Source organism: Pseudomonas sp. S12(2018) (assembly GCF_024355235.1).
In the GTDB taxonomy this organism is placed as follows: domain Bacteria; phylum Pseudomonadota; class Gammaproteobacteria; order Pseudomonadales; family Pseudomonadaceae; genus Aquipseudomonas; species Aquipseudomonas palmensis.
In genome coordinates this window covers 130,155-154,051 of the sequence record NZ_QLAD01000011.1, presented here as the reverse complement: position 1 = coordinate 154,051, position 23,897 = coordinate 130,155, and the positions used below count along the sequence as shown (strand labels likewise).

Genomic DNA, 23,897 nt, shown 5'->3' with positions numbered 1-23,897 from the left:
TGAGGCGGCATTCTACGCAATCGACGCAGCGTGTCAATACTTTTTTTCACGCTAAGCCACTGAATACTAATATTTTTTACCCCAGCCCGGGTTTGCGCGATTTTTACCGTCTGGCTGGCGGGTGTTTATTATTGTTGATACGATCTGCACAATCGTAAAAAATATAGAACATACAACTACAAACCCTGAGGTGCCCGCACATGGCCAACACCCCCTACCCCCAGTCGTATTACGCCGCATCGGCCAACCCCGTCCCGCAGCGCCCGAGCCTGCAGGAAGAAGTACAGACCGACGTCTGCGTGATCGGTGCGGGTTACACCGGCCTGTCCAGTGCCCTGTTCCTGCTCGAGAACGGTTTCAGCGTCACCGTGCTTGAAGCCGCCAAGGTCGGCTTCGGTGCCTCTGGCCGCAACGGCGGTCAGATCGTCAACAGCTACAGCCGCGACATCGACGTGATCGAACGTACCGTCGGCCCCAAACAGGCACAGCTGCTCGGCCAGATGGCCTTCGAGGGCGGGCGCATCATCCGCGAGCGCGTGGCCAAGTACAACATCCAGTGCGACCTGAAGGACGGTGGCGTGTTCGCCGCCCTGACCAAAAAGCAGATGGGCCACCTGGAATCCCAGCAACGCCTGTGGGAGCGCTACGGCCACACCCAGCTGGAACTGATGGACCAGCGCCGCATCCGTGAAGTGGTCGCCTGCGACAGCTACATCGGCGGCATGCTGGACATGAGCGGCGGCCATATCCACCCGCTCAACCTGGCCCTGGGCGAAGCCGCCGCAGTGGAATCGCTGGGTGGCAAGATTTACGAACAGTCCCCGGCCATCCGCATCGAGCGCGGTGCCAACCCGGTCGTACATACCCCGCAGGGCAAGGTGCGCGCCAAGTTCATCATCGTGGCGGGCAACGCCTACCTGGGCAACCTGGTACCGGAACTGGCCGCCAAGTCGATGCCATGCGGTACTCAGGTGATCACCACCGAGCCGCTGAGCGAAGAGCTGGCACGTACCCTGCTGCCGCAGGACTACTGCGTGGAAGACTGCAACTACCTGCTCGACTACTACCGCCTGACCGGCGACAACCGCCTGATCTTCGGCGGTGGCGTGGTATACGGCGCGCGTGACCCGGCCAACATCGAGGCGATCATCCGCCCGAAAATGCTCAAGGCCTTCCCGCAGCTCAAGGACGTGAAGATCGACTACGCCTGGACCGGCAACTTCCTGCTGACCCTGTCGCGCCTGCCGCAGGTAGGTCGTCTGGGCGACAACATCTACTACTCCCAGGGCTGCAGCGGCCACGGCGTCACCTACACCCACCTGGCCGGCAAGGTGCTGGCCGAGGCCCTGCGCGGCCAGGCCGAGCGTTTCGACGCCTTCGCCGAACTGCCGCACTACCCGTTCCCGGGTGGCCAGATGCTGCGCGTACCGTTCAGTGCCCTGGGCGCGTGGTACTACAGCCTGCGCGACCGCCTGGGCGTGTAAGCCGGCAACCCCGGGCCGTCACTGCCCCACGGCATTGACGGCCTGGCGGGCCGCCTGCTCCTGGCCTGCCTGGGCCAGTTCATTGGCGGCCTTGAGCCAGCGCTGGCGGTCCACCTGGGCCGGCAGTTGGCCGGGCGGCTGCACCAGCACCGCCCAGCTCCCCTCCTTCTTCCAGGCTGCGGCGAAATCGTCGAAGTCCATCAGCAACCGCCGATTGTTGCCCGCACGCAGCAGCACCCGCGACTTGTAGCGGTCATAGCCCACCAGCAGGGCATAGCGCGGCTCGCTCCAGAACGCCGAACCTTCCTGATAGCGCAACAGCACCGGATTGCCCGCGGCCACCTGGGTCAGCAACGCCGGCAGGGTGCCGTCGAGCGGGTACACCACCATGCCGTACTGGCGTGCCACGGTCGCTACCGAGGCCTGCAGCCTGTCGACACCTTGTGGCAGCTGCAAGGGCCCTTCGAGCAGGCCGGGGGTGATGCGCACCCCCTGCTGCGAGAGGATCGCGGCCAGCGCCATCGGCGCGCTCTGGTTGGCGTTACCACGGTAGAACGGCACTGTGCCCAGTTCCACGCGCTGGGGCAGGCTGTTGAGCTGGGATGAAGGCTGGCTGGCGCAACCGGCCAGGCTGGCGGCCAGCAGGCAAGCCAGCAGCAGACGATGGGACACGCGACGTTTGGGGGCGGTGGGCAACATGGACACTCGCTTGTGCTGATGCCGGGCAGACGACGCCCGGCCCTGGCTTGCGATCATAGGCTGGCGCAGGCCTGCGGTATAGCCCGCGGCACGCTTAGAGCGAACTGAACCAAGGCGCTGGACCACTGGTCAACCGTCTGTCACAGACGATGGGCTAGACTGAGCTTGTGTCCGAATGGCGAGTGCAGCTTGCCCAGTCGAAGGAGGCACGCAATGAGTCTGACGATGGGAATCTTTCTGTTGATAGGCACGTGGCTGGTGGTAGCCGCAGCCATGCTCTGGGGGGTGTTGCGCATCGCGCGCCGCCACCACCTGCACCATCCGCAGCCGACCAGGGCTGCATCCGAGGCACAGCGGCACGCTCGCCGCCACGCCAACGCGCACTGACGCGACACTGCATAACAACCTTCGCCGACAACGCCAGCGTCTGCAGGTGCGTCCTGCAGAGTCGACGTCGCTGGCGAAGCGGTCAGTCAGGTTTCGCTTGCAGCGCCTCGCGCCGCTCGCGAGCCCGGCGCGACATGATGTTGAGCACCTCGATCGCGGTGGAGAACGCCATCGCCGCATACACATAACCCTTGGGCACATGGGCACCGAAGCCTTCGGCGATCAGGGTCATGCCGATCATGATCAGGAAGCCCAGGGCCAGCATCACCACGGTAGGGTTGTCGTTGATGAACCGGGCCAGCGGGTCGGCGGCCACCAGCATCACGATCACCGCACTGATCACCGCGATGATCATGATCGGCAAGTGCTCGGTCATGCCCACGGCCGTGATGATGCTGTCGATCGAGAACACGATGTCCAGTACCAAGATCTGCCCGATCGCCGCGGCAAAGCCCAGGGTCACGGTAGACGACGCCTTGGTCTCTTCCTTGGCACGCGGGTCGACGCTGTGGTGAATCTCGGACGTCGCCTTCCACAGCAGGAACAGCCCACCGGCGATCAGGATCATGTCCTTCCACGAGAAGGCATGGCCGAACACGTCCACCACCGGCTCGGTAAGCTGCACGATCCACGCCACGGTGCTGAGCAGGCCCAGGCGCATCACCAGCGCCATGCTGATACCGATGCGCCGTGCCTTGGAGCGGAACTGCTCAGGCAGCTTGTTGGTGAGAATCGAGATGAAGATCAGGTTGTCGATGCCCAGCACGATCTCCATGGCCACCAGGGTAGCCAGGGCCACCCAGGCGGTCGGGCTTGCAGCAAGTTCCAACAGGTATTCCATGAATCAATCCTGAATCAGTGTGGGTAAAAAAATCAGATTTCCCGGGCGCTGTCGTCGTGCTCGGGTTTGTCCTGCGCCTCATCGGGCTTTTTCGCCAGGGGCGAACCGGTCGCGTCGCTGAGCGCCTGCTGGGCGGCATCGTTGGTCTTGTCGATCGCTTCCTTGGCCGACTGGGCAGCCTGGTTGAGCATCTGCTGGGCAGATTTTTCCGCCTGCTCGCAACCGCTCATGGCCAGCAGCGCCAGCGCCATCACCAGGGGTGTGCCAATCGATTTGAAATACAGCATGGGTTCCTCTCTGAAGGTCTTGCCTTGATAGCGACGCATTCTAAAGAGACTGAAACATCCGGAAAATTCGTATTTTCAGCAGTTATACTTCGGTTTTTACGAATCGGAGATGCACATGCTCAACTACCGACAACTGCATTACTTCTGGGTCGTGGCCAAGACCGGCAGCATCGTGCGTGCCGGCGAGCAGCTCAATCTCACCCCGCAGACCATCAGCGGGCAGATCAGCCTGCTTGAGCATAGCTACGGTATCGAATTGTTTCGCCGTGTGGGACGCCAGCTCGAACTGACCGAGACCGGGCGCCAGGCCCTGTCCTACGCCGAGCAGATGTTCCAGATTGGCGGCGAACTGGAAGCAGTGCTGCGCGCCCAGCCCGATGAGCAGCAGATTCTGTTTCGCGTGGGGGTGGCCGACGTGGTGCCCAAGTCGATCGTGTACCGGCTGCTGGCGCCGACCATGGAGCTGCCCGACCCGCTGCGCCTGACCTGCCGCGAGGACAAGCTCGAACGCCTGCTGGCAGATTTGGCAGTACAGCGCCTGGACATGGTGATCTCCGACAGCCCGATGCCCAGCCATCTGGACATCAAGGGCTACAGCCAGAAGCTCGGGGAGTGCGGCATCAGTTTCTTCGCCACCCCGGCACTGGCTGCCCTGCATCCGGCGCCCTTTCCTGTCGGCCTGCAGCATGCACCGATGCTCATTCCCGGCCAGGAGACGGTGGTGCGCAGCCGGCTGCTGCGCTGGTTCGCCGAGCAACAGTTGCAGCCGCGCATCGTCGGCGAGTTCGATGACAGTGCGCTGATGCAGGCATTCGGGCAGTCGGGCAGCGGCATCTTCATCGCCCCCAGCGTGATCGCCGACGAGGTCTGCCGCCAGTACGGGGTGGAGTTGATCGGCCAGACCGATGCCGTCACCGAGTCGTTCTATGCCATTTCGGTAGAGCGCAAGGTCAAGCACCCGGGCATCGTCGCGATCACCGAAGGTGCCCGCCGCGAGCTGTTCAACTGGCCTGCGCCCTGAGAGACACACGGCACCAACATCACATCCCGGGCCTAAACATTCCACGGCTCGAACCGTCGATAGAAGGACGCGCCGACGCATCGCGACAACACGCCCCACCTACCGCCAGGCAGTGTGCTGCGGTCAGGGCCCGCGTGCTGTGCTAAAGTCCCGCCCCTTTCGCCGCAGGGCTTGCCCGCGGCATGCCTTTGCTACGCTATCCGGGCCTCCCGGACCTTGCACAAGAACGAGAAACACCTGTCATGACCCCACTTCTGAACCTGTTGAACCGTACCAGTCTGGTACTGCAGATCGTGATCGGCCTGGTGGCCGGCATTGCCGTGGCGCTGCTCTGGCCAGCCGCCGCGCTGAACCTGGCATTTATCGGCAAGGTATTTGTCAGTGCACTCAAGGCGGTGGCACCCATTCTGGTGTTCATCCTGGTGATGGCTTCCATCGCCAACCACAGGCACGGCCAGGAAACCCATATCCGCCCTATTCTGGTGCTCTATCTTTTCGGCACCTTTTCCGCAGCGGTAGTGGCGGTGGTCGCCAGCATGCTGTTCCCCTCCCAGCTGGTGCTGGCCACTCATGATGTGGCGATGAGCCCGCCTGGTGGCATCAGCGAAGTGCTGCAAGGCCTGCTGCTGAGCGTGGTGGCCAACCCGGTGACCGCGCTGATGGAGGCCAACTTCATCGGCATCCTGGCCTGGGCGATCGCCCTGGGCGTGGCTATCCGACATGCCGGTGAAACCACCCGCACCGTGGTCGACGACCTGTCCAAGGGCGTAACGCTGATCGTGCGCATGGTCATCCGTTTCGCGCCTCTGGGGATCTTCGGCCTGGTGGCTGCGACCCTGGCCGAATCCGGCCTGGGGGCCCTGCTGGGCTACCTGCACCTGCTGGCGGTGCTGATCGGCTGCATGCTGTTCGTGGCGCTGGTGATGAACCCGCTGATCGTGTACTGGAAAATCCGTCGCAACCCATTCCCGCTGACGCTGCTGTGCCTGCGCGAAAGCGGCATCACCGCGTTCTTCACCCGCAGCTCGGCCGCCAACATTCCGGTCAACCTGGCCCTGAGCGAAAAGCTCGGGCTGCATGAAGACACCTACTCGGTGTCGATCCCGCTGGGTGCGACCATCAACATGGCCGGCGCGGCCATCACCATCACCGTGCTGACCCTGGCGGCGGTGCATACCCTGGGCATCAGCGTCGACCTGCCCACGGCCATCCTGCTCAGCGTGGTCGCCGCCGTGTGCGCATGCGGCGCCTCGGGTGTGGCGGGCGGCTCGCTGCTGCTGATTCCGCTGGCGTGCGGCCTGTTCGGCATTCCCAGCGAGGTGGCCATGCAGGTGGTGGCGGTAGGCTTCATCATCGGCATCCTGCAGGACTCGGCCGAAACGGCGCTCAATTCGTCCACCGACGTGCTGTTCACGGCCGCCGCGTGCGAGGCCGAGGAACGCCAGGCGAGCTGATCCTGACAGGCATGAAAAAGCCCGGCAAGGCGTTGACCTTGCCGGGCTTTTTTCATGCCTGGGTAATCAGAACGCGCCCATGTAGTCGCGCTTGCCGATTTCCACGCCATTGTGGCGCAGGATGGCGTAGGCCGTGGTCACGTGGAAGAAGAACTGCGGCAGGCCGTAGGTCAGCAGGTAGCTCTGGCCGGTAAAGCGTTTTTCTTTCGGCGTACCCGGACGGGTGATGATCTCGATGCCTTCCTTGCCGTCGATCTGCTTCGCTTCGATCTGCTCGACGAAGGCCAACACCTTGGCGATCAGCGCCTGCAGCTCGGCAAAGGTGGTTTCAGTGTCGTCGTACTTGGGCAGTTCGACCTCGGCCAGGCGGGCCGAAACCCCCTTGGCGAAGTCCACGGCAATCTGCACCTGGCGAACCAGCGGGAACATGTCGGGGTACAGGCGCGCCTGCAGGAAGACATTGGCGTCGATATTCTTCGCCTCGGCGTGCGCCTGGGCCTTGCCCAGCACATCGCTCAGGGCATTGAGCATCTGCTTGAAAACGGGAACAGAGGCGGCGTACAGGGAAATGGTCATGACAGTCTCGCTGGGTGATGGATTGAGCGTGGCCGATTATAGACACGCTTGGCGGCGCCCGGCGGCTTGTCTTTTATTCTGCAAGGATTAGGCTAGTTGCCTTCCACAGCATAGGGAACGCGCGATGAGCACTGAGTTGGACACCCCCGTTGACGAGCAGCGCCTCGACAGCACGCAAATCCGTATCCTCGGCGCCTTGATCGAAAAGCAGGCCACAAGCCCCGAAACCTACCCCCTCACCCTCAACGCCGTGGTGCTGGCCTGCAACCAGAAGACCAGCCGCGAGCCGGTGATGAACCTGACCCAGGGCCAGGTCGGCCAAAGCCTGCGTGCCCTCGAAAGCCAGGGCCTGGCGCGCCTGCAGATGGGCAGCCGGGCCGACCGCTGGGAGCACCGCGTCGACAAGGCGCTGGAGCTGGTACCAGCGCAACAGGTACTGCTGGGGCTGATGTTCCTGCGCGGGCCGCAGACGGTCAGTGAGCTGCTGACGCGCAGCAACCGCATGCATGAATTCGAGGATGCCGAACAGGTGCTGCATCAGCTGGAGCGCCTGGTAGCCCGGGGCTTTGCCCTGCACCTGCCGCGCCAGCCCGGCCAGCGCGAAGACCGCTACACCCATGCCTTCGGCGACCCGGCCGACATCGAAGCGATTCTGGCGGCACGCCAGCAAGGCGCGGAACGCCCTGTCGGCGGCGTGTCGGCCGAGCGCATCGAGGCACTGGAGGCGCGGATCGCGGCGCTGGAAGAACGCCTGGCGCAGCTGGAGTAGCCAGCTCGGCACAGAGTCGAGCAACGCTTTGCGGGAGCACGTTCAGCCGCTCCCGCTCACTGCCTGGCGCGAACCTGCCTGCAGGGCTCAATCGCCCCGCGCAAACGCCACCGCTTCGGCGATCTGCCGTGATTCGGGGCGCACCCCGGTATACAGCACGAACTGCTCCAGCGCCTGCAACGCAATCACCTCCAGCCCGGTAACCACTGGTTTGCCAGCAGCCTGGGCGGCCACGATCAAGGGCGTCTGCGCCGGCATCGCCACCACGTCGAACACCGCCTGCGCCGCCTCGATCTGCTCGTGCTCGAAGGCCAGTTGCTGCGCCTCGGCCCCGCCCGCCATGCCGATCGGCGTCACGTTCACCAGCAACCGGGCCCTCACACCGTGTGGCTCGGCCTGCCAGCGATAGCCACAGGTGCGGGCCAGCCGCTCGCCAGCCTCGCGATTGCGCGCAACGATCGTGCCGTCGCTGAAACCGGCATCGCGCAGCGCGCACGCCACCGCCTTGGCCATGCCGCCGCTGCCGCGCAGCGCCACGCTCCATGCAGGGTCCAGGTGATGCTGGTGAATCAGTTGACGCACCGCCAGGTAATCGGTGTTGAAGCCCTTGAGATGCCCCTGGGTGTTGACCAGCGTGTTCACCGAATCGATGGCCGCCGCCGACGGGTCCAGTTCATCGAGCAACGCGATGCAGGCCTCCTTGAACGGCATCGACACACCACACCCACGCACACCCAGCGCGCGAATGCCGGCCACGGCGGCCGGCAGGTCGGTGGTGGTCATGGCCTTGTAGTAGTAATCCAGCCCCAGCTGCTGGTACAGATGGTTATGAAAGCGCACGCCGAAGGTACCGGGGCGCCCGGCCAGAGACATGCACAAAACGGTGTCTTTGCTGGGGGTCATCGATTGGCTCCTGAAAACGGCTGGGGCACCAGTATGCACTCACTGCCCACCGAACCGTTGATCGGGGCTTACACAACCTTTACTCAACGCCCGTGCCATTTTTCCGGGGGCTGCGGTCTTATGGGTATCCCCGCGCCACGTCTTGGGTGTCTCGACAGCACCAGCGCCGGGGCTGCAAACCGAGGAGTCTTCATGAACCGTCACATCCCGAGAATCGCCCTGCTGGTTGGCGCCCTGGCCGTCTGCGGGCAAGCGGCCGCCCACGGTGGTGGCGGCGGCTGGCACGGCGGTGCCGGCCCGGTGCTTGGCGCGGCCGTCGTCGGTGCCGTGGTGGGTGCGGTGGTGTCCGGCAACCACGACCGTACCGTCTACGTCGAGCGCCAGCCGGCCTACTACGGTCCCCCGCCGGTGTATGTCCAGGCCCCGCCGCCGCCGGTGTACTACCAGCCGTACCCGCCGTATCCGGTAGTGGAGCGCTACGTACCGGTACCGCCGCCGTATTACCGCGAGCGCTACTACGGCCCGCCACCGGTGTACTACGGACCGCCCCGCTGGTAGCACCGGCCCAGCGCCCTGCCTGCGGGCAGGGCGCTGGCTGTCGGGGAAACCGCCCGCATTGGCTTGATCGCCGTTCAGGCCTAGGCTGGCATACCCTCACAGCCTGAACCCAGGAGTTCGCATGACCGCTGAAAAAGGATTTCCAGCCCCGCTCGACCCAGCCCAACACCCCCTTGCCGCCGCGCAGCAGATGACCCTGGCGATCATCCTCAGCGGCCAGTACAAGCTGCCACAGACGCCCGCCAAGGCGGCCGAGGCAGGTCACGAGCTGCTCAAGGCCGTCACCGCCGGCTACCTCAAGTCCCGCTAAGGTCCCGCTCGGCTGGTTCGGCACGCCGATCCAGCCGCTGCAAACGAAGCCCAGGGTTAAATAAATTTCATAGTTCGCCCAATGTTTACGGGGCAATCGACACAGACTCGACCATACTCCTAGAATGTAACGGCTTGTAATAAAAAACCTGTGCACAGCCAACGACATACCTACATTTAGTGAGCACCAACGTGAAAACCTCCCTGTCTATTCTCAGCCTGCTGCTGATGCTCACTGGCACTGCCAGCGTCACGTCGAACGCTGTTGCCCAACCGGCCCCCCAGGTCCAGCGCGACCCTGCCAAGCTGCACCTGGCCTCGGGCAGTGCACTGCTGATCGACCTGCAGACCAACAAGGTGCTGTATGCGAGCAACCCGGACCGTGTGGTGCCGATCGCCTCGGTCACCAAACTGATGACCGCGATGGTGGTGCTCGATGCCAAGCAGGCCATGGACGAACCCCTGACCATCACCATCGCCCAGACCAAGGAAATGAAGGGCGTGTACTCGCGGGTTCGTCTGGGTAGCGAGCTGAACCGTCGCGACACCCTGCTGATTACCCTGATGTCCTCGGAAAACCGGGCCGCCGCGACCCTTGCGCACCACTACCCCGGTGGCTACACCGCCTTCATCAAGGCCATGAACGCCAAGGCCAAGGCCCTGGGCATGAGCCATACCCGCTATGTGGAACCCACCGGCCTGTCGACCAGCAACGTGTCCACCGCTCGCGACCTGAGCAAGCTGCTGCTGGCAGCGCGCAGCTACCCGCTGCTGAGCGAGCTGAGCACCACCCGCGAAAAGACCGTGGCCTTCAAGAAACCCAACTACACCCTGGGCTTTCGCAACACCGACCACCTGGTCAACAAGAGCAACTGGGACATCAAGCTGACCAAGACCGGCTTTACCAACGAGGCCGGTCATTGCCTGGTGCTGCTGACGCGGATGGACAATCGCCCGGTGGCCATGGTGATACTCGATGCCTTCGGCAAGTACACCCATTTCGCCGATGCCAGCCGCATGCGCCAATGGCTGGAAACCGGCGACGCCAAACCCGCCCCGGCCGTCGCGATCCGCTACAAGGCCGAACGCAGCCAGAACCGCCCTGCGGTCGACTGATCGCACACACTGCCGTGCCTCGCGCACGGCAGACACCCCACCCGCCAAGGTCGTGAAGCCACAACTCCGAGCGCGCGCCGGAGGTTGTAAATTTAGCCCTCCATCAATCGTCCTTCCCCTGACACCCGACCTTCGCCTGACACAGCCAGGCCGTCGGACCGATCAGTACTGCGACCGAGATGGCAATGACCAGAACCCGTTCCCGAAAAGCCCTGTACATCGGCCTGCCGCTTGCCCTGGCAGCAGTCGTGGGCGCAGCCGCCGCTGGCTACCTGTACTGGAAGCAAGGGCCTGCCTACCCCCGCGAGATCGTCGAGCAGGCCAATGCCCTGCACGAGCACATGCTGTCCTTCGATAGCCACGTCACCGTACCACTGGACATGGGCACCGCTGGCCACGAGGTGGACAAGAACAGCGGCGGCCAGCTCGATCTGGTCAAGGCCGGCCAGGGGCGACTATCCGGCGCGGCGCTGACGATCTTCGGCTGGCCCGAACTGTGGAACGGCCCGAATGCGCCCCACCGCCCCACTCCGGGATTTGTCGACGAGGCCCGCCACCAACAGGAGGTGCGCTACAAGATCATCAGCGCCATGGTGCGCGACTTCCCCAACCAGATCGGCATCGCCTACACCCCGGACGACATGCGCCGCCTGCATGGCGAGGGCAAGTTCGCCATCTTCATCAGCATGCTCAACGCCTACCCACTGGGAAACGACCTGTCCCAGCTCGACCTGTGGGCGGCCCGTGGCATGCGCATGTTCGGCTTCAGCTACACCGGCAACAATGACTGGGCGGACTCCTCGCGGCCGCTGCCGTTCTTCAACGACACCGCTGACGCCCTGGGCGGGCTGTCGCCAATCGGCAAGCAGGCGGTCAAGCGCCTGAACGATCTGGGGGTGATCATCGATGTCTCGCAGATGTCGACCCTGGCCCTGGAGGACGTGGCTCGCCTGAGCCGCACCCCGATCGTGGCCTCGCACTCGGCGCCACGGGCGTTGGTAGATATCCCGCGTAACCTCAGCGACAAGGAACTGAAACTGATCAGGGACAGCGACGGCGTGGTCCAGGTCGTCGGCTTCGGCACCTATCTCAAGCCCCTGAGCAAACCGACCCTGGACAAACTCGAGGCTCTGCGCGCCCGCTTCGACCTGCAGCCCCTGCAGGGGCTGGCCAATGCGCTGATGCCGGGCGATGCGGTGATTGCGATCTGGCCCGAGGCGCGCTTTGGCGAGTATGCCGGCAACCTCTACGGCATCATCGATGAGGAGCCCAAGGCCACCCTCAAGGATTTCGGCGATGCAATCGACTACGTCGTGAAGAAGATCGGCATCGACCATGTGGGCATCAGCTCGGACTTTAACGACGGTGGCGGCCTGGACGGCTGGAAGGACGCCAGCGAAACCCGCAACGTGACTGCCGAACTGCTCAGCCGCGGCTACTCCGAAGCAGACATCGCCAAGCTGTGGGGTGGCAACTTCCTGCGCGTGTGGGCCCAGGTGCAGAAAGCCGCACAACCCGTTGCCACGCTAGCCCCCTGACCCTTATCGAGCGCCGACATGACCGACCGTCGTACATTCCTCAAGCAGGCCGGGGTAATTGCCGCCAGTCTGCCGCTAGGCACCAGCCTGCTGCCAGCCGCCCAGGCGGCCCCTACCGCGCAGCTAAACGGCCCGGACAAATGGCGAAACCTGCGTCAACTGTTCCCGCTGGACCCGAATGTGGCCCACTTCGCCAACTTCCTGGTCACCGCCCACCCCAGGCCGGTACAGGAGGCCATCGATCGGTTTCGTGCCGAAGTCGATCTCAATCCCGCCGAGCAGATGGACTGGGAAAGCCAGAACGAGTGGAAGCGTGAAGGCGAAGTGCGCAACTGGGCGGCCCGTTATCTGGAGGTCAAGCCCCGCCAGATCGCCCTTACCGGCAGTACCACCGAAGGGCTGGGCATGATCTACGGTGGCTTGCAGGTGGGCCCCGGGCAAGAGATCCTGACCACCGAGCACGAGCATTACTCCACGCATAAATGCCTGGCCTTCCGCCACCAGCGCCAGGGCACGTCCGTGCGCAAACTGCGCCTGTTCGAGCAGCCCTGGCAGGTGTCCACCGACCAGGTGCTGAGCACAATCGACCAGAATATCCGCCCCAACACCCGCGTGCTCGGCATGACCTGGGTGCACTCGGGCAGCGGGGTCAAGTTGCCGGTGGGCGAGATCGGCGCTCTGGTGCGCCGCCACAATCGCGAACGCAGCGAGCAGGACCGCATCCTGTATGTGATCGACGGCGTGCACGGGTTCGGCGTGGACAACCAGCGCTTCGACGACTTCAACTGCGACTATTTCATCGCTGGTACCCACAAGTGGATGTTCGGTCCGCGGGGTACGGGAATCATCTGCGCCGCCTCGGAAAAAATGCAGCATCTGGTGCCCACCTTCGCGACCTTCTCCGAGGATGAGGACTTCGCCACCATCATGACCCCCGGGGGCTACCACGCCTTCGAGCATCGATGGGCACTGGGCAAGGCCTTCGAACTGCACCTGCAACTGGGCAAGGCCCAGGTGCAGGCACGCATCCACCAGCTCAACACCGCGCTCAAACAGCGCCTGCTCGAACACAAGGCGATCGAGCTGGTGACCCCGTTGAGCACCGAGTACTCCGCCGGGTTTACTTTCCTGCGCATCAAGGACCACGACGCCCGCGCCGTGGCCGCCCATCTGGTACGCAACCGCGTGATGGTCGATGCCGTCTCCCGCGATGCCGGGCCGGTGATCCGCTTCGCACCCGGCCTGCTCAACGACGAACAGCAGATCGATCGGGCCATGGCCCTGCTGACCCAATACCTCTGACAGAGCCCGTTTCCAGCCCTGCCGCCGGGCGGCAGGGCTTCCTGAAGCAGGGTCAGCGGTAAATTCCAAGCCTCACAGCTCGTTCTATCGGAGTACCTGAGCAGGATCAGGGGCGCAAAAAACTGGCGCCCCACCTCGACCACACACGGGAGCCGCACCCATGAACCAGCCCTCAACATCCGAAACAATCCACGACCTGATCGGCGTCGGCTTCGGCCCCTCCAACCTGGCCCTGGCCATCGCCCTGGAAGAACTCGCCCAGACCAACGGCCATGCCCTCGATGCGCTGTTCATCGACAAGCAGAGCGACTACCGCTGGCACGGCAACACCCTGGCCACCCAGAGTGAACTGCAGATTTCCTTCCTCAAGGACCTGGTGTCCCTGCGCAACCCCACCAGCCCCTACAGCTTCGTCAACTACCTGCACCAGAAGAAGCGCCTGGCCGACTTCATCAACCTTGGCACCTTCTACCCCTGCCGCCTGGAGTACAACGACTACCTGCGCTGGGCCGCCGAGCACTTCGCCACCCAGGCGGTGTATGGCGAGGAGATCCTGCGCGTGGAACCTGAACTGCTGGACGGGCGTATCGACCACCTGCGCGTGATCTCCCGCAGCGCCCAGGGCCATGAACGCCTGCGCCGGGCACGCTCGGTGGTGGTGGGCAGCGGCGGCACGCCGAAGATCCCGCCGGTATTCGCGCCCTTCAAGGACGATCCGCGCGTGTTCCACCACTCCCAGTACCTGAACAGCCTGGAACAACTGCCGTGCACCCAGGGCAAGCCCATGCGCATCGCGATCATCGGCTCGGGGCAAAGCGCCGCCGAGGCCCTGATCGACCTGAACGACAGCTACCCATCGGTCAAGGCCGACATGATCCTGCGCGGCTCGGCACTCAAGCCGGCCGATGACAGCCCGTTCGTCAACGAGGTCTTCACCCCCGACTACACCGACCTGGTGTTCAACCAGCCCCAGGCCGAGCGTGCCAAGCTGATCTCCGAGTACCACAACACCAACTACTCGGTAGTGGACATCGACCTGATCGAACGCATCTACGGCATGCTCTACCGTCAGAAAGTCGCCCATCAGTACCGTCACGCCGTTCTGTGCCGACGCAACATCGAGGCCGCCGTCAGCACCGACAAGGGTATCGAGCTGACCCTGCGCGACCTGGCCACCGGTATCCAGCAGACCCACGTGTACGACGCGGTGATTCTTGCCACCGGCTATGAGCGCCGCTCCCATCGCGAGCTGCTGGCGCCGTTGCAACAGCACCTCAAGGACTTCGAAGTGGACCGCGACTATCGCGTGCTGGCCAGCCCGGAGCTCAACGCGGCGGTCTACCTGCAGGGCTTCTGCGAAGCGTCACACGGCCTGAGCGATACCCTGCTGTCGGTACTGCCGGTGCGCGCAGCCGAGATCGGCCAGTCGCTGTACCAGAGCCTGGGCCAGCGCGCCAGCAACGCCCGCGCCAGCGCGACCCTGGCCAGCGCCTGAACCTGCCCCGTGCTATCAGCGCTGCATGCAGCGCCGATAGCGCTCATCCACCCGTTTGGCAAACCATGCCGTGGTCAGCTTTCGGGTGATCTTGGGGCTCTTGAGTTCGATGCCTGGCAACTGCGCCCGCGGCAACGGCTTGCCCGCAGCCGCCTCGGCCAGTGCATACACCCGCTGATACAGCCGCGTGCGCTCGAATGCCAGGCTGTCCCCCTCCTCCAGCTGACTGCGAATGGTCGGGTTGCGCAGGCCGAGCCTGTCACCCAGGCGCCGTACCGCCTGTTCGGTGGCCCCCGGAAAAATCGCCCCTGGCGCGATCAGGTCGCCGTCCAGCGCCAGTTCCACGCCCGACGCCTGGCTGACCGCATGCTGGAACGCCGCGTTGCGGCTTGCGTACCAGCCTGCATTGAAGTCGGCAAACCGATACAGAGGCTGCTCGTAGCTGGCTGGGTAACCCAGCAGATGGGCGATGCCGAAATACAGCCCGCCGCGCCGAGTGAACACTTCCTGGCGCAGGGTGCCGCTGTAGGCATAGGGGTAGTCCTGGGCGTGGCGTTCGGCGAACGCGATGCTGACCTGCATCGGCCCCCCGGTGCGCACCGGGTTCAGGTCGCCGAGCAAGGTACGCCCAAGCGGCAGCGAACCGATCAGGTCGTCGAACAGTGCACTCAGTTGCTTCTCGCTGCGCACCGCCGCCAGTCGCTGGCTGTAGGTTCTGCCATCGGGCGAGTGGGTTTGCAGCGCGGCCTCCACCAGCCGCTGCGGTACATGCAGACGCGCCGCACGCCGGTCGATCTCGGCGCGGGCAATGCGCCCCAGGCCGGGCACTTGCGGGTCGGCCTGGTAGGTCGACTCCTGCTCGGTCACCGCCAGCACCGCGCACAGGTTGCTGCGGCTGGGGTCGAGCTTCTGTGCGGCAAACGCCGTCTGAATGTCCGCCGCCCACCCTTCACGGTCGCCAGTGGCGGCTGGCATCAGTGCAACCACCGTGGCGCGCACCTGGGCCGGCGTGGCCTGTTGCGCTCCACGCTGGCCGGCGCACCCCTGCAACAGCAGCGCCAGCGTGGCCAGCACCATCCATCCGCGTAAAGGCATACAGCCCCCGGCTATCGGTCGAGGGCCCCACAGTACACAGCCGGGGCCGGCCCGTGCAAACCGTCAGCAGCCCGGCTTGGTCAACTCGGTGCCGATGGTGACCGCATTGACCTTGACCTTGTCGAAGCTGGCCTGCGCCACTTCATCGAAGGTGCGCTCGCAGTTGAAGCGGGTGTCCACCACAAAGTCGTCACCCTTGGCCTTCTGCATGGCCTCGCTCCAGTGACCGGCCGCCGCGCTGGCCTCATCATCCACCAGCACCACCTCCAGCAGCACTTCGGTAAACCCCACTGCCCGCGGTCCTTGCCAGAGCGCGTACACCGACGGGTCGGCGGCATTGCCGCACATGCTCAGGCAACTGGCGTAGAACTCCAGCCCGCCTCCCGAAGACCCGGCCATTGCACCGAACGTCAGGGGCTGCGCGGCCGGCGGCGCAAAGTCGCCGATGAACGTGCTCAGGTCTGCCTTGCAGGTGGACGAGAGCTCCATGCGCAGCTCGCTGACCGTGCCGCCGCCGGCCGTGGCGGTGATTTCGCAGCCTTGCACCTTGTAAGTATGGGTGTCGCCGAACGAGGTACGCGCAACACCGGCTACCGACTCGAAGAAACGCAGGTTGGTGCCCAGCATCTCGCCATTGAACACCTGGGCCACCGTGGCCTGGGCCAGGGCCAGATTCGGCAGAGCGCTGAGGGTGAGTGCGCAGCAGAAGCCAGACAGTGCACGTGAACGCATCGGAACATCCTGTAAGGGCAGAAAATGAAGCGCGTACTGTAATCCAGGCTAACGGCAAATAGCCATCAAGCTCGCCCATCAGCCCAGCACGATGTAGTCGCTGCGCTGCACCAGCGGGGCATGCTCGCCTGCAATCAGGCGCACGTATCGGCCACCGAGCTGGTCGATGGCGATGCAGTCATCCACGTCCATCACTGCATCGGTGTGCGCCTGGCTCCAGTGACGTGCCATGCGTTGCTTGCCGATGGCCTTGGCCTGGGCCTTGCTGGTGGCCACCACCAACAGGTACTGGTGCGCCTCGCCGAACGCACCGGGCTCGTAGCCGCCCAGGTTGATGAAATACAGGCGTGGCTCGCCGGCAGCCGGCTGCATGTCCGACCAGTGCAGCTTGTAGCCGTCGACCCCGTCGACCTCCAGCCAGGAATCGATGTGCACGCCCCTGGCGCTGCCGAACCATTGCTCGCGCAATTGCGGGTAGGCCGCTTCGAGGGTCGGGGCCACCACGAACACCACATCGTGCACTTCGATGCGGGCCCGGGGGTGTTTGCCCCCCAGCATCACCACGAACAACATGATCCGCCCACCCTCAAGGTTGCTCGCCGACCAGGAAGGTCTTGCTGATGTGGCGAAATTTCTCGTGGCCGGCGCTGCCCAGCAGCTCGAACAGCACCATCTCGCGAGTCACGATCTGCGCGCCGGCATCACGCATGCGCTGCAGGCCGGCGCTCTTGCTGAGCAGGCTGCGGCTGTCGCAGGCGTCCTCCACCACGAACACCTGCCTGCCCAGCGCCAGCAGGCCGAGCACTGTCTGCAGCACGCACACGTGGGTTTCCATGCCGCACACAATCACCTGGTGGCGGGCCAGCAGGCTGGCGGGCAGGCAGTCGGCAGCCACGCAGGAAAAGTGCACCTTTTCCACCACCTCGGCAGCGGGCGCCGCCTCGAGCAGTGCCCCGACGGTGTGCCCGAGGCCCTTGGGATATTGTTCGGAAATCACCGTGGGCAACCCCAGTTCGGCCGTCGCCGCCAGCAACCAGCGGGTACGGGCCAGCGTGCCGGCCGGGTCGCTGACCGCGCCGATGAGTTTTTCCTGAACGTCGATGACCAGCAGCGTGGCCTGGGTAGGGTCGATCAGCATTGCGTGCGCTCCATGGCGGGCGCCGGGGCGATGGGTGTCACCGCCAGGCGGCTTGCGGACAGAAACCCGGGCAGCGCGATGGCTGCCCGGGCCCGGTCGGATGCTACCACGCGAGGCTCATGCGGTCAGGCGGTGCGGCTCCAGGGCTTGGCTGAGCACGCCCAGCACCTGCTCTTCATGCTCATGGATGAAGAAGTGCCCGCCGGGGAAGAGCGCCAGCGAGAAATCACCCTGGCTCTCCTGACGCCAGGCCAGCAACTGCTCCTGGGTCGCGCGATCCTCCTCGCCCCCCAGCACATGCAGCGGGCAACGCAGTGCCGGGCGCTGCCGATAGGCGTAGCGTCCGCACAACAGAAAGTCTGCGCGCAACACCGGCAGGGTCAGGCTCATCAGTTCCTCGTTGCCCAGCACTTCCTCCGAAGTACCGCCCAGGGTGCGCAACTCTTCGATCAGTTGCGGGTCGCTCTTGGGTTCGCGCCAGCTTTCGTCGTCGTAGCCTTCACGACGGGTCGGCGCCGCCGTGCCGCTGGCAAACAATGCCACCGGTGGCGGGCAGCCCAGCGCCTGCAGTTCGTGCACCAGCTCGAACGCCAGCAGCGCCCCCAGGCTGTGCCCCAGCACCGCGTAGGGCTGGTGGGCGACAAGGCTCTGTTCGGCGGCCAGTTGCCGGGCCAGGGCCTGCATGTCGGTGTACAACGGCTCGCCAAGGCGTGCACCCCGCCCTGGCAGCTCCACCGGGCGCACGTTCAACCAGGCGGGCACCTTGCGCCGCCAGCGGCTGAAGACCATGGCGCTGGCACCCGAGTACGGCAGGCACAACAGGGTCAGTGACGACACGTGCCGCCCCTCACTGCGCCGCAGCGGTTTCGGCCATCTTCTGGCGCAGGCTCAGCGGGCGCATGTCGGTCCATACCTCATCGATGTACGCCAGGCACTCAGCCTTCAAACCGCTCTTGCCGACGGTGCGCCAGCCGTTGGGGATAGCCTTGTAGTCCGGCCAGATGGAGTACTGTTCCTCGTGGTTGACCACAACCTGGAACACGATATCGTCGCGATCGAATACGGAAGTCATTGCCTGTCTCCTTGGTTGAATGAGGCTCGTGGCGCGGGAGGCGTACGGGCGCTACTGGAGGAGACGAAGCGGCGTGCGGATAAATTAGCGACGCTGGGAAAATCCCGCGGCACCTGCCGGCGCTAGCAGTTGAAGGTCAGGTTGTAATGCACCGAGCGGTGGTCCGATGCCCCCGGCGCAGAGACGCTCCCCGGCGCCGGCACCTGCGAGGTGCCATTGGTCACCGCATAGTCCAGCATGTTGCTCGGCGCCACGCTGGGGTGGGTACTGCCGCCCGCCAGCTCGATACGGGCGATGTCTTCGGGCGACACCCAGTTGCCACGCGTCGGCACCGGGGGAGTCGTCGGTCGCGGATCGCGGTTGAAATCCCCCAGCAGCGCGAACGGTGTATCGGTGTGCCAGCTGATCTCCCTCAACATGCGCGCGGCGTTGACGCCCCCGCCGGAAATGGCATGCAGGTTGAAGATCGCCAGCTCCGGCGTGTTGCCCGCCAGCGCTCGTCGCCTCACACGCACCCCCATGGCCGGGCGGTAAAGGGGCGGGCCCGCCACCGGCAATTGCCCGTCCGAGATGATGGCCAGTTGGCTGACCATGAACTCGCCGGGGTCAGGCATCACGATCGCCAGGTTCACCCGCAACCGCTGCACATCGAGGAAGTAGATCAGGTAGCGCTCGGGCCGGCTGCGGGTGCCGGCCTGCCAGCTGTAGACATGGATGTCGTGGTGACTGCCGAACTGGTCGGCCACCCGTTCGGTGCGGCTGAACACCGCAGAATGCGGGGCAACGCCGACCTCCTGCAGAACCACCACATCGTTGCTGCGCAGCAGCGGCAGGACCCCGGTCAACCATTTGCTCTCGGTGCTGACCGATGCGCCCTGCAGGTTCCAGGTGGCCACCCGTATCGGCACCTCAGTGCGCGCGCTGCGACCTATTTCGATCTGTGCCGAGGGCCCTGCAGTGTTCAATCGGCTGTGGTAGTAATCACGAATGCGCCCATGCAGGCGAATGTGCGCATGCCACGGGCCGAAGATGGCCATGACCCCGTGCTGGAGCATGCGCAAGGGGTCGCCAGGATCCAGCAGGTGTGGCCCCTGTACGCTCCTTAGGCCATTCATGACCAGGGCATGGTGCACACGGTAGAGCCCGATCATCACGCCATGACGATACAGCCCTGGCGAGGCCTGAAGATGCTGCAGCACCGTGGTGTCGCTGTACCAGCGGCGCAACAGGGTGGTCATGCATGCCCCATAGCCGGCCTGTGCCTCATGGTTGCTGCTGCGTATCAGGCGTGCCGAAACGATGTAGTTCAGGTAGACCAGGGTATGCACGCAGTCCCGGGGCCTGGCGGCGGCGAGCAGCGCCACCGCGTCCATGAACACCACGTCGACCTGCTCTTCGAACGCAACGGCCGGCATGTCGGGCACCAGGTTGTTGTCGATGTACAGGCCAATGACACGGTCAACGGGCATGGGAACACCTCCACCGGGTCAGGCCTTCTGGAACAGCGCAAACAGCTCGCCATCGAGCACGCCCAGCCCCACCCGCTCGGTAGCGGCCAGGTTGCTGCTGACCGTTGCCGGGCTGAGGGCATTGCCGTCATAGGCGTATTGATAGAGCGCGCGACCGTCGGCATTGGCAATGCTGCGGGTGAAGGCGAGTTTGAGCAGCCCCGCGTGAACCGTCACACCCGGCATGAACGGGTAGGCCTGCTCGATGAACACCCGTGGCTCGGTCCAGGCCTGCTTGCCGTCGTACTTCACCAACAGGGTCCGACCATCGCCATCCTTGTAGAACAGGTGGATCAGGCCCTGGTAGACAATGGCGATCGGGTCGTCGGGGGTGGTCACCGCTACCCCCCTGGCCCTGAGCACCGGGCCATTGCCCCAGTTTTCCAGGTCTTCACTGCTCAGGCACTCGATCTGCCTCGTGTGGCCGTGCCGATAGAAGGCGTGCAACCGCCCTTGAAACTCCACCAGCGACGGCGAGCCGTGCATGGGCTGACTCAACGTCATGGGCTCGAACCCCATGAGCGTGTCGTTGTAGGAGGCCAGGGTGTATTCACCCTGGTCATCGCTTCGAAACGCATGGACCTTGTCCTTGAACACAAAAAGCGCCAGTGACCTGCTCGGGGTCACCATCAGTGGCAGCACCGCCGGCGTCGTCCATACGTCGATGCCACTCACTTTCGCGACGAATTCGGCCACGTTGCCGTCGGCGTTGTAGGCGCAATAGAGCACGCCGCGGTGTACGACTACCCGGCAACCGCCAGCCACAGGCTGCGACTCGGTAGGGAAAGCACGGTTGAAGATGCCGTGCATGTTGGCTGCGTAACAAAGTTGCATCGCCTGCTCCAGAGGTACAAAGAGCCCCCAGTAGAACAGCGCAGCCCGGCCGGATCAGCCGGGCAAAGCCCAGCGTGTACGTGAGAAACCGGAAGTTGCACGGGCCCGGGCGTGACCTGCCGGGCTGGCAGCAGGCGCACATCGCTGTGCGATTGTTCGGGCCAGATGCACAACACGGGGTTCGCACCGGCGCAGCGCAGGCGTATCGTATGCACTCGAATCCTGATAGGTAACACGGAGTTTCCCCATGCTTGGCGTAACGGACTACGGTGCCTTCGTGATTGCCTTCCTGGTGCTGCTGGCGATCCCGGGGCCGGGCAATTTCGCGCTGATCACCGCCACCGGCAAGGGCGGCATCAAAGGCGGCCTGGGTGCCACCTTCGGCGTCATCCTGGGTGACCAGGTGCTGTTGTGGCTGGCCGTGGCCGGTGTGGCAGCGCTGCTCACCACCTACCCGGCAGCGTTCCATACCGTGCAATGGCTGGGTGCAGCGTACCTGGCCTACCTGGGCCTGCGCATGGCCCTGGCCAAACCCGGCAGCACGCCGGTACGGCCGATGAAGTCCAAGCACTACCTGCGCCAGACCATGATGATCACCCTGCTCAACCCCAAGGCGATCATGTTCTACATGGCGTTCTTTCCGCTGTTCGTCGACCCGGTCCGGCATCAGGGCTTCGTGACGTTCGGCTTCATGGCGGTGACCATTGCCGTGCTGACCTTCCTGTATGGCCTGGTGGCCGTGCTGCTGACCCACAACCTGGCCGCCCGCCTGCGCGCCAACCCCAAGGTCTCGAACCTGCTCGAACGCCTGGCCGGCATTTGCCTGGTGGGCTTCAGCATCAAGTTGGCGGTACTGCGCTAAACCCCTGGCGCGGGTCTACTACACTTGCCTGACCTTGAAGCGGCGCGGCAAGTGAGACGACATGAAGCGACTGACACAATTGATCGGCGGCGCCCTGCTGGCACTGGGCCTAGCCTCCCAGAGCCTGGCGGCGCCCGCTGCGGCCCCCATCCACTTTGGCGACATCACCTGGGAAAGCGGCAGCCTGACCACGCAACTGCTGCGCTTTATCGTCGAGAAAGGCTACGGCTACCCCACCGACACCCTGCCCGGCAGCACCGTGAGCATGGAGGTGGCGCTGGCGCGCAACGACATCCAGGTGATCGCCGAGGAGTGGGCTGGCCGCAGCCCGGCCTGGACCAGGGCCGAGCAGGCCGGCCAGGTGTTCAGCATCGGGGACACGGTCAAGGGCGCCGACGAAGGCTGGTACGTGCCCGCCTACGTGATCAAGGGCGATGAACAGCGCGGCCTCAAGGCACTGGCCCCGGACTTGCGTTCAGTCCAGGACCTCAAGCGCCATGCCCCACTGTTCAAGGACCCCGAGTCACCCGACAAGGGCCGCTTTCTCAACAGCCCCAGCGGCTGGACCTCCGAGACCGTCAACAGCCAGAAGCTCAAGGCCTACGGGCTGGACGGGCAGTACGTGAACTTTCGCAGCGGCTCGGGCGCGGCGCTGGACGCCGAAATCACCTCCGCCATCCGCCGTGGCAAGCCGGTGCTGTTCTACTACTGGTCGCCCACCCCGCTGATGGGCCGCTACGAGCTGGTGCGCCTTGAAGAGCCGCCATTCGACGCCCAGGCCTGGGCCACCCTCACCGACCCGGGCAACACCGAGCCCAAAGGCACCCGCTCGCTGCCGGCCAGGCTGTCGATCGGCGTATCGGCGCCGTTTCGCGAGCAATACCCGGAGCTGGTGGCATTCTTCGCCAAGGTCGATCTGCCGATCGCCACCCTCAACAGCGCCCTGGCAACGATGAGCGAGCAGCGCCAGGCGCCGGACGCTGCAGCGCAGGCCTTTCTCAAGGCGAACCCGAGCATCTGGAAGGCCTGGCTGCCCGCCGAGGTGGCGACCAGGGTCGAGTCGGCCCTGTGAGTACGGGCTTTCCCGAGGCGCTGCACGTTTCGTTCGCAGACAGCGTCAATCGCTTCGTCGACTGGCTGGTGCTGGCCTACGGCGACCAGCTTCGGGCGGTCTCGGACGGCCTGCTGCAACTGCTGGTAGGGTTGGAAAACCTGCTGCGCGCCACGCCGTGGTGGTTGCTGCTGGCGCTGGTGGCACTGCTGACCTGGCACGCCACACGCAGTGTGCGGCGGGCGCTGCTGCTGAGCGGCCTGCTGTTTCTGATCGGGGTGGTCGGCCTGTGGGACAAGCTGCTGCAGACCTGCGCGCTGGTGCTGGTGAGTACCGGCCTGTGCCTTCTGATCGGCATTCCGTTCGGCATCTTGCTGGCCAGCCGGCCACTGGCACGCCGGTTGCTGATGCCGGTGCTGGACGTGATGCAGACCCTGCCCAGTTTCGTGTACCTGATCCCGGTGCTGATGCTGTTCGGGCTGGGCAAGGTGCCGGCGATCTTCGCCACCCTGGTGTATGCCCTGCCGCCGCTGGTACGCCTCACCGAACTGGGCCTGTCGCAGGTGGACCCGTCGCTGACCCAGGCCGCTCAGGGGCTGGGCGCCAACCGGTGGCAGCGCTTGCGCCGGGTGGCATTGCCGTTGGCGCTGCCGAGCATCCTGGCCGGCCTGAACCAGTCGGTGATGATGGCGCTGTCGATGGTGGTGGTGGCCTCGATGATCGGCGCGCGCGGCCTGGGTGAGGACGTGCTGGCCGGCATCCAGACACTGAACGTGGGCAAGGGGGTCGAGGCCGGGCTGGCCATCGTTGCGCTGGCGATCGTGATCGACCGCATCACCCAGGCGTATGGCAAGCCGCGGTGAAGC

The 23,897-nt window shown here is 64.8% G+C and carries 27 protein-coding genes; 14 read left to right on the top strand and 13 right to left on the bottom strand.

Annotated elements, in window-relative coordinates; translation table 11 throughout:
• Positions 1-200 precede the first annotated feature (200 nt).
• Entirely contained in the window at positions 201-1,484 is a 1,284-nt protein-coding gene (locus DN388_RS23345; protein WP_043863032.1) for an FAD-binding oxidoreductase, read from the top strand.
• Between the two features lie 18 nt (positions 1,485-1,502).
• Here DN388_RS23345 and DN388_RS23340 read toward each other — a convergent pair whose 3' ends face one another.
• Complete coding sequence (locus tag DN388_RS23340; RefSeq protein WP_255002248.1) at positions 1,503-2,240, bottom strand: peptidase C39 family protein; 738 nt, start codon at positions 2,238-2,240, stop codon at positions 1,503-1,505.
• Between the two features lie 156 nt (positions 2,241-2,396).
• Here DN388_RS23340 and DN388_RS23335 point away from each other — a divergent pair, with 156 nt between their 5' ends.
• Positions 2,397-2,570, top strand: coding sequence for a hypothetical protein (locus DN388_RS23335; RefSeq protein WP_167400240.1), 174 nt, complete (start codon positions 2,397-2,399; stop codon positions 2,568-2,570).
• A gap of 82 nt (positions 2,571-2,652) precedes the next feature.
• Here DN388_RS23335 and DN388_RS23330 read toward each other — a convergent pair whose 3' ends face one another.
• On the bottom strand, positions 2,653-3,411 hold the full coding sequence (locus DN388_RS23330) for a TerC family protein (RefSeq protein WP_043863034.1): 759 nt from the start codon (positions 3,409-3,411) through the stop codon (positions 2,653-2,655).
• A 32-nt stretch (positions 3,412-3,443) separates the two neighbouring features.
• Entirely contained in the window at positions 3,444-3,698 is a 255-nt protein-coding gene (locus tag DN388_RS23325; RefSeq protein ID WP_054915712.1) for a hypothetical protein, read from the bottom strand.
• 115 nt (positions 3,699-3,813) lie between these two features.
• Here DN388_RS23325 and nhaR point away from each other — a divergent pair, with 115 nt between their 5' ends.
• Both nhaR and sstT read left to right on the top strand, forming a co-directional pair.
• Positions 3,814-4,719, top strand: a complete 906-nt coding sequence (nhaR, locus tag DN388_RS23320; RefSeq protein ID WP_043863167.1) for a transcriptional activator NhaR — start codon at positions 3,814-3,816, stop codon at positions 4,717-4,719.
• A gap of 242 nt (positions 4,720-4,961) precedes the next feature.
• Positions 4,962-6,173 carry a serine/threonine transporter SstT gene (sstT, locus tag DN388_RS23315; protein WP_043863036.1) on the top strand — a complete coding sequence of 404 codons (1,212 nt, stop codon included), beginning with the start codon at positions 4,962-4,964 and terminating at the stop codon, positions 6,171-6,173.
• Between the two features lie 66 nt (positions 6,174-6,239).
• On the opposite strand, the gene DN388_RS23310 is transcribed toward sstT, so the two are convergent.
• On the bottom strand, positions 6,240-6,749 hold the full coding sequence (locus DN388_RS23310; protein WP_043863037.1) for a DUF1993 family protein: 510 nt from the start codon (positions 6,747-6,749) through the stop codon (positions 6,240-6,242).
• 124 nt (positions 6,750-6,873) lie between these two features.
• Between DN388_RS23310 and DN388_RS23305 the strand changes: the two genes are divergently transcribed.
• Positions 6,874-7,518 carry a YceH family protein gene (locus DN388_RS23305; RefSeq protein WP_043863038.1) on the top strand — a complete coding sequence of 215 codons (645 nt, stop codon included), beginning with the start codon at positions 6,874-6,876 and terminating at the stop codon, positions 7,516-7,518.
• A gap of 87 nt (positions 7,519-7,605) precedes the next feature.
• Here DN388_RS23305 and DN388_RS23300 read toward each other — a convergent pair whose 3' ends face one another.
• Positions 7,606-8,421, bottom strand: coding sequence for a shikimate 5-dehydrogenase (locus DN388_RS23300; protein ID WP_255002241.1), 816 nt, complete (start codon positions 8,419-8,421; stop codon positions 7,606-7,608).
• A gap of 192 nt (positions 8,422-8,613) precedes the next feature.
• Here DN388_RS23300 and DN388_RS23295 point away from each other — a divergent pair, with 192 nt between their 5' ends.
• From DN388_RS23295 to DN388_RS23270, 6 genes are all read left to right on the top strand, one after another.
• Positions 8,614-8,979 carry a hypothetical protein gene (locus DN388_RS23295; RefSeq protein WP_054915708.1) on the top strand — a complete coding sequence of 122 codons (366 nt, stop codon included), beginning with the start codon at positions 8,614-8,616 and terminating at the stop codon, positions 8,977-8,979.
• A 121-nt stretch (positions 8,980-9,100) separates the two neighbouring features.
• Complete coding sequence (locus DN388_RS23290; RefSeq protein ID WP_043863041.1) at positions 9,101-9,289, top strand: hypothetical protein; 189 nt, start codon at positions 9,101-9,103, stop codon at positions 9,287-9,289.
• Positions 9,290-9,480: 191 nt separating this feature from the next.
• Positions 9,481-10,404, top strand: coding sequence for a D-alanyl-D-alanine endopeptidase (pbpG, locus tag DN388_RS23285; protein WP_058541931.1), 924 nt, complete (start codon positions 9,481-9,483; stop codon positions 10,402-10,404).
• A gap of 185 nt (positions 10,405-10,589) precedes the next feature.
• Positions 10,590-11,942, top strand: coding sequence for a pyoverdine-tailoring dipeptidase-like protein PvdM (pvdM, locus tag DN388_RS23280; protein WP_213607275.1), 1,353 nt, complete (start codon positions 10,590-10,592; stop codon positions 11,940-11,942).
• Between the two features lie 18 nt (positions 11,943-11,960).
• A complete protein-coding gene (locus DN388_RS23275; protein WP_255002236.1) occupies positions 11,961-13,244 on the top strand; it encodes an aminotransferase class V-fold PLP-dependent enzyme in 1,284 nt (427 codons plus the stop codon).
• 160 nt (positions 13,245-13,404) lie between these two features.
• The gene (locus DN388_RS23270; protein WP_104572292.1) at positions 13,405-14,739 is read left to right on the top strand and encodes a lysine N(6)-hydroxylase/L-ornithine N(5)-oxygenase family protein; all 1,335 of its coding nucleotides are present in this window, start codon (positions 13,405-13,407) and stop codon (positions 14,737-14,739) included.
• A 15-nt stretch (positions 14,740-14,754) separates the two neighbouring features.
• Here the strand turns inward: DN388_RS23270 and DN388_RS23265 are convergent, their stop codons facing one another.
• The 8 genes from DN388_RS23265 to DN388_RS23230 form a co-directional block, all read right to left on the bottom strand.
• The gene (locus DN388_RS23265; protein ID WP_104572291.1) at positions 14,755-15,834 is read right to left on the bottom strand and encodes a DUF1615 domain-containing protein; all 1,080 of its coding nucleotides are present in this window, start codon (positions 15,832-15,834) and stop codon (positions 14,755-14,757) included.
• A 63-nt stretch (positions 15,835-15,897) separates the two neighbouring features.
• Positions 15,898-16,566 carry a hypothetical protein gene (locus tag DN388_RS23260; RefSeq protein ID WP_054915706.1) on the bottom strand — a complete coding sequence of 223 codons (669 nt, stop codon included), beginning with the start codon at positions 16,564-16,566 and terminating at the stop codon, positions 15,898-15,900.
• Positions 16,567-16,644: 78 nt separating this feature from the next.
• On the bottom strand, positions 16,645-17,139 hold the full coding sequence (locus DN388_RS23255) for a DUF1543 domain-containing protein (protein ID WP_043863045.1): 495 nt from the start codon (positions 17,137-17,139) through the stop codon (positions 16,645-16,647).
• A 13-nt stretch (positions 17,140-17,152) separates the two neighbouring features.
• On the bottom strand, positions 17,153-17,704 hold the full coding sequence (locus tag DN388_RS23250; RefSeq protein ID WP_043863046.1) for a hydrolase: 552 nt from the start codon (positions 17,702-17,704) through the stop codon (positions 17,153-17,155).
• Between the two features lie 117 nt (positions 17,705-17,821).
• A complete protein-coding gene (locus tag DN388_RS23245) occupies positions 17,822-18,541 on the bottom strand; it encodes a thioesterase II family protein (protein WP_043863047.1) in 720 nt (239 codons plus the stop codon).
• A gap of 10 nt (positions 18,542-18,551) precedes the next feature.
• Complete coding sequence (locus DN388_RS23240) at positions 18,552-18,776, bottom strand: MbtH family protein (RefSeq protein ID WP_043863048.1); 225 nt, start codon at positions 18,774-18,776, stop codon at positions 18,552-18,554.
• Positions 18,777-18,898: 122 nt separating this feature from the next.
• Positions 18,899-20,245, bottom strand: coding sequence for an endonuclease/exonuclease/phosphatase family protein (locus tag DN388_RS23235; protein WP_043863049.1), 1,347 nt, complete (start codon positions 20,243-20,245; stop codon positions 18,899-18,901).
• A gap of 18 nt (positions 20,246-20,263) precedes the next feature.
• Positions 20,264-21,118: a hypothetical protein gene (locus DN388_RS23230; RefSeq protein ID WP_078480494.1), complete on the bottom strand. Its 855-nt coding sequence runs from the start codon at positions 21,116-21,118 to the stop codon at positions 20,264-20,266.
• Positions 21,119-21,365: 247 nt separating this feature from the next.
• On the opposite strand from DN388_RS23230, the gene DN388_RS23225 reads away from it, so the two are divergent.
• From DN388_RS23225 to DN388_RS23215, 3 genes are all read left to right on the top strand, one after another.
• Complete coding sequence (locus tag DN388_RS23225) at positions 21,366-21,980, top strand: LysE family transporter (RefSeq protein ID WP_196932965.1); 615 nt, start codon at positions 21,366-21,368, stop codon at positions 21,978-21,980.
• A 61-nt stretch (positions 21,981-22,041) separates the two neighbouring features.
• The gene (locus tag DN388_RS23220; RefSeq protein ID WP_255002227.1) at positions 22,042-23,052 is read left to right on the top strand and encodes an ABC transporter substrate-binding protein; all 1,011 of its coding nucleotides are present in this window, start codon (positions 22,042-22,044) and stop codon (positions 23,050-23,052) included.
• A complete protein-coding gene (locus tag DN388_RS23215; protein WP_043863053.1) occupies positions 23,049-23,894 on the top strand; it encodes a proline/glycine betaine ABC transporter permease in 846 nt (281 codons plus the stop codon). The genes DN388_RS23220 and DN388_RS23215 overlap by 4 nt, the downstream gene beginning before the upstream one ends.
• The last annotated feature ends 3 nt before the right edge of the window (positions 23,895-23,897 follow it).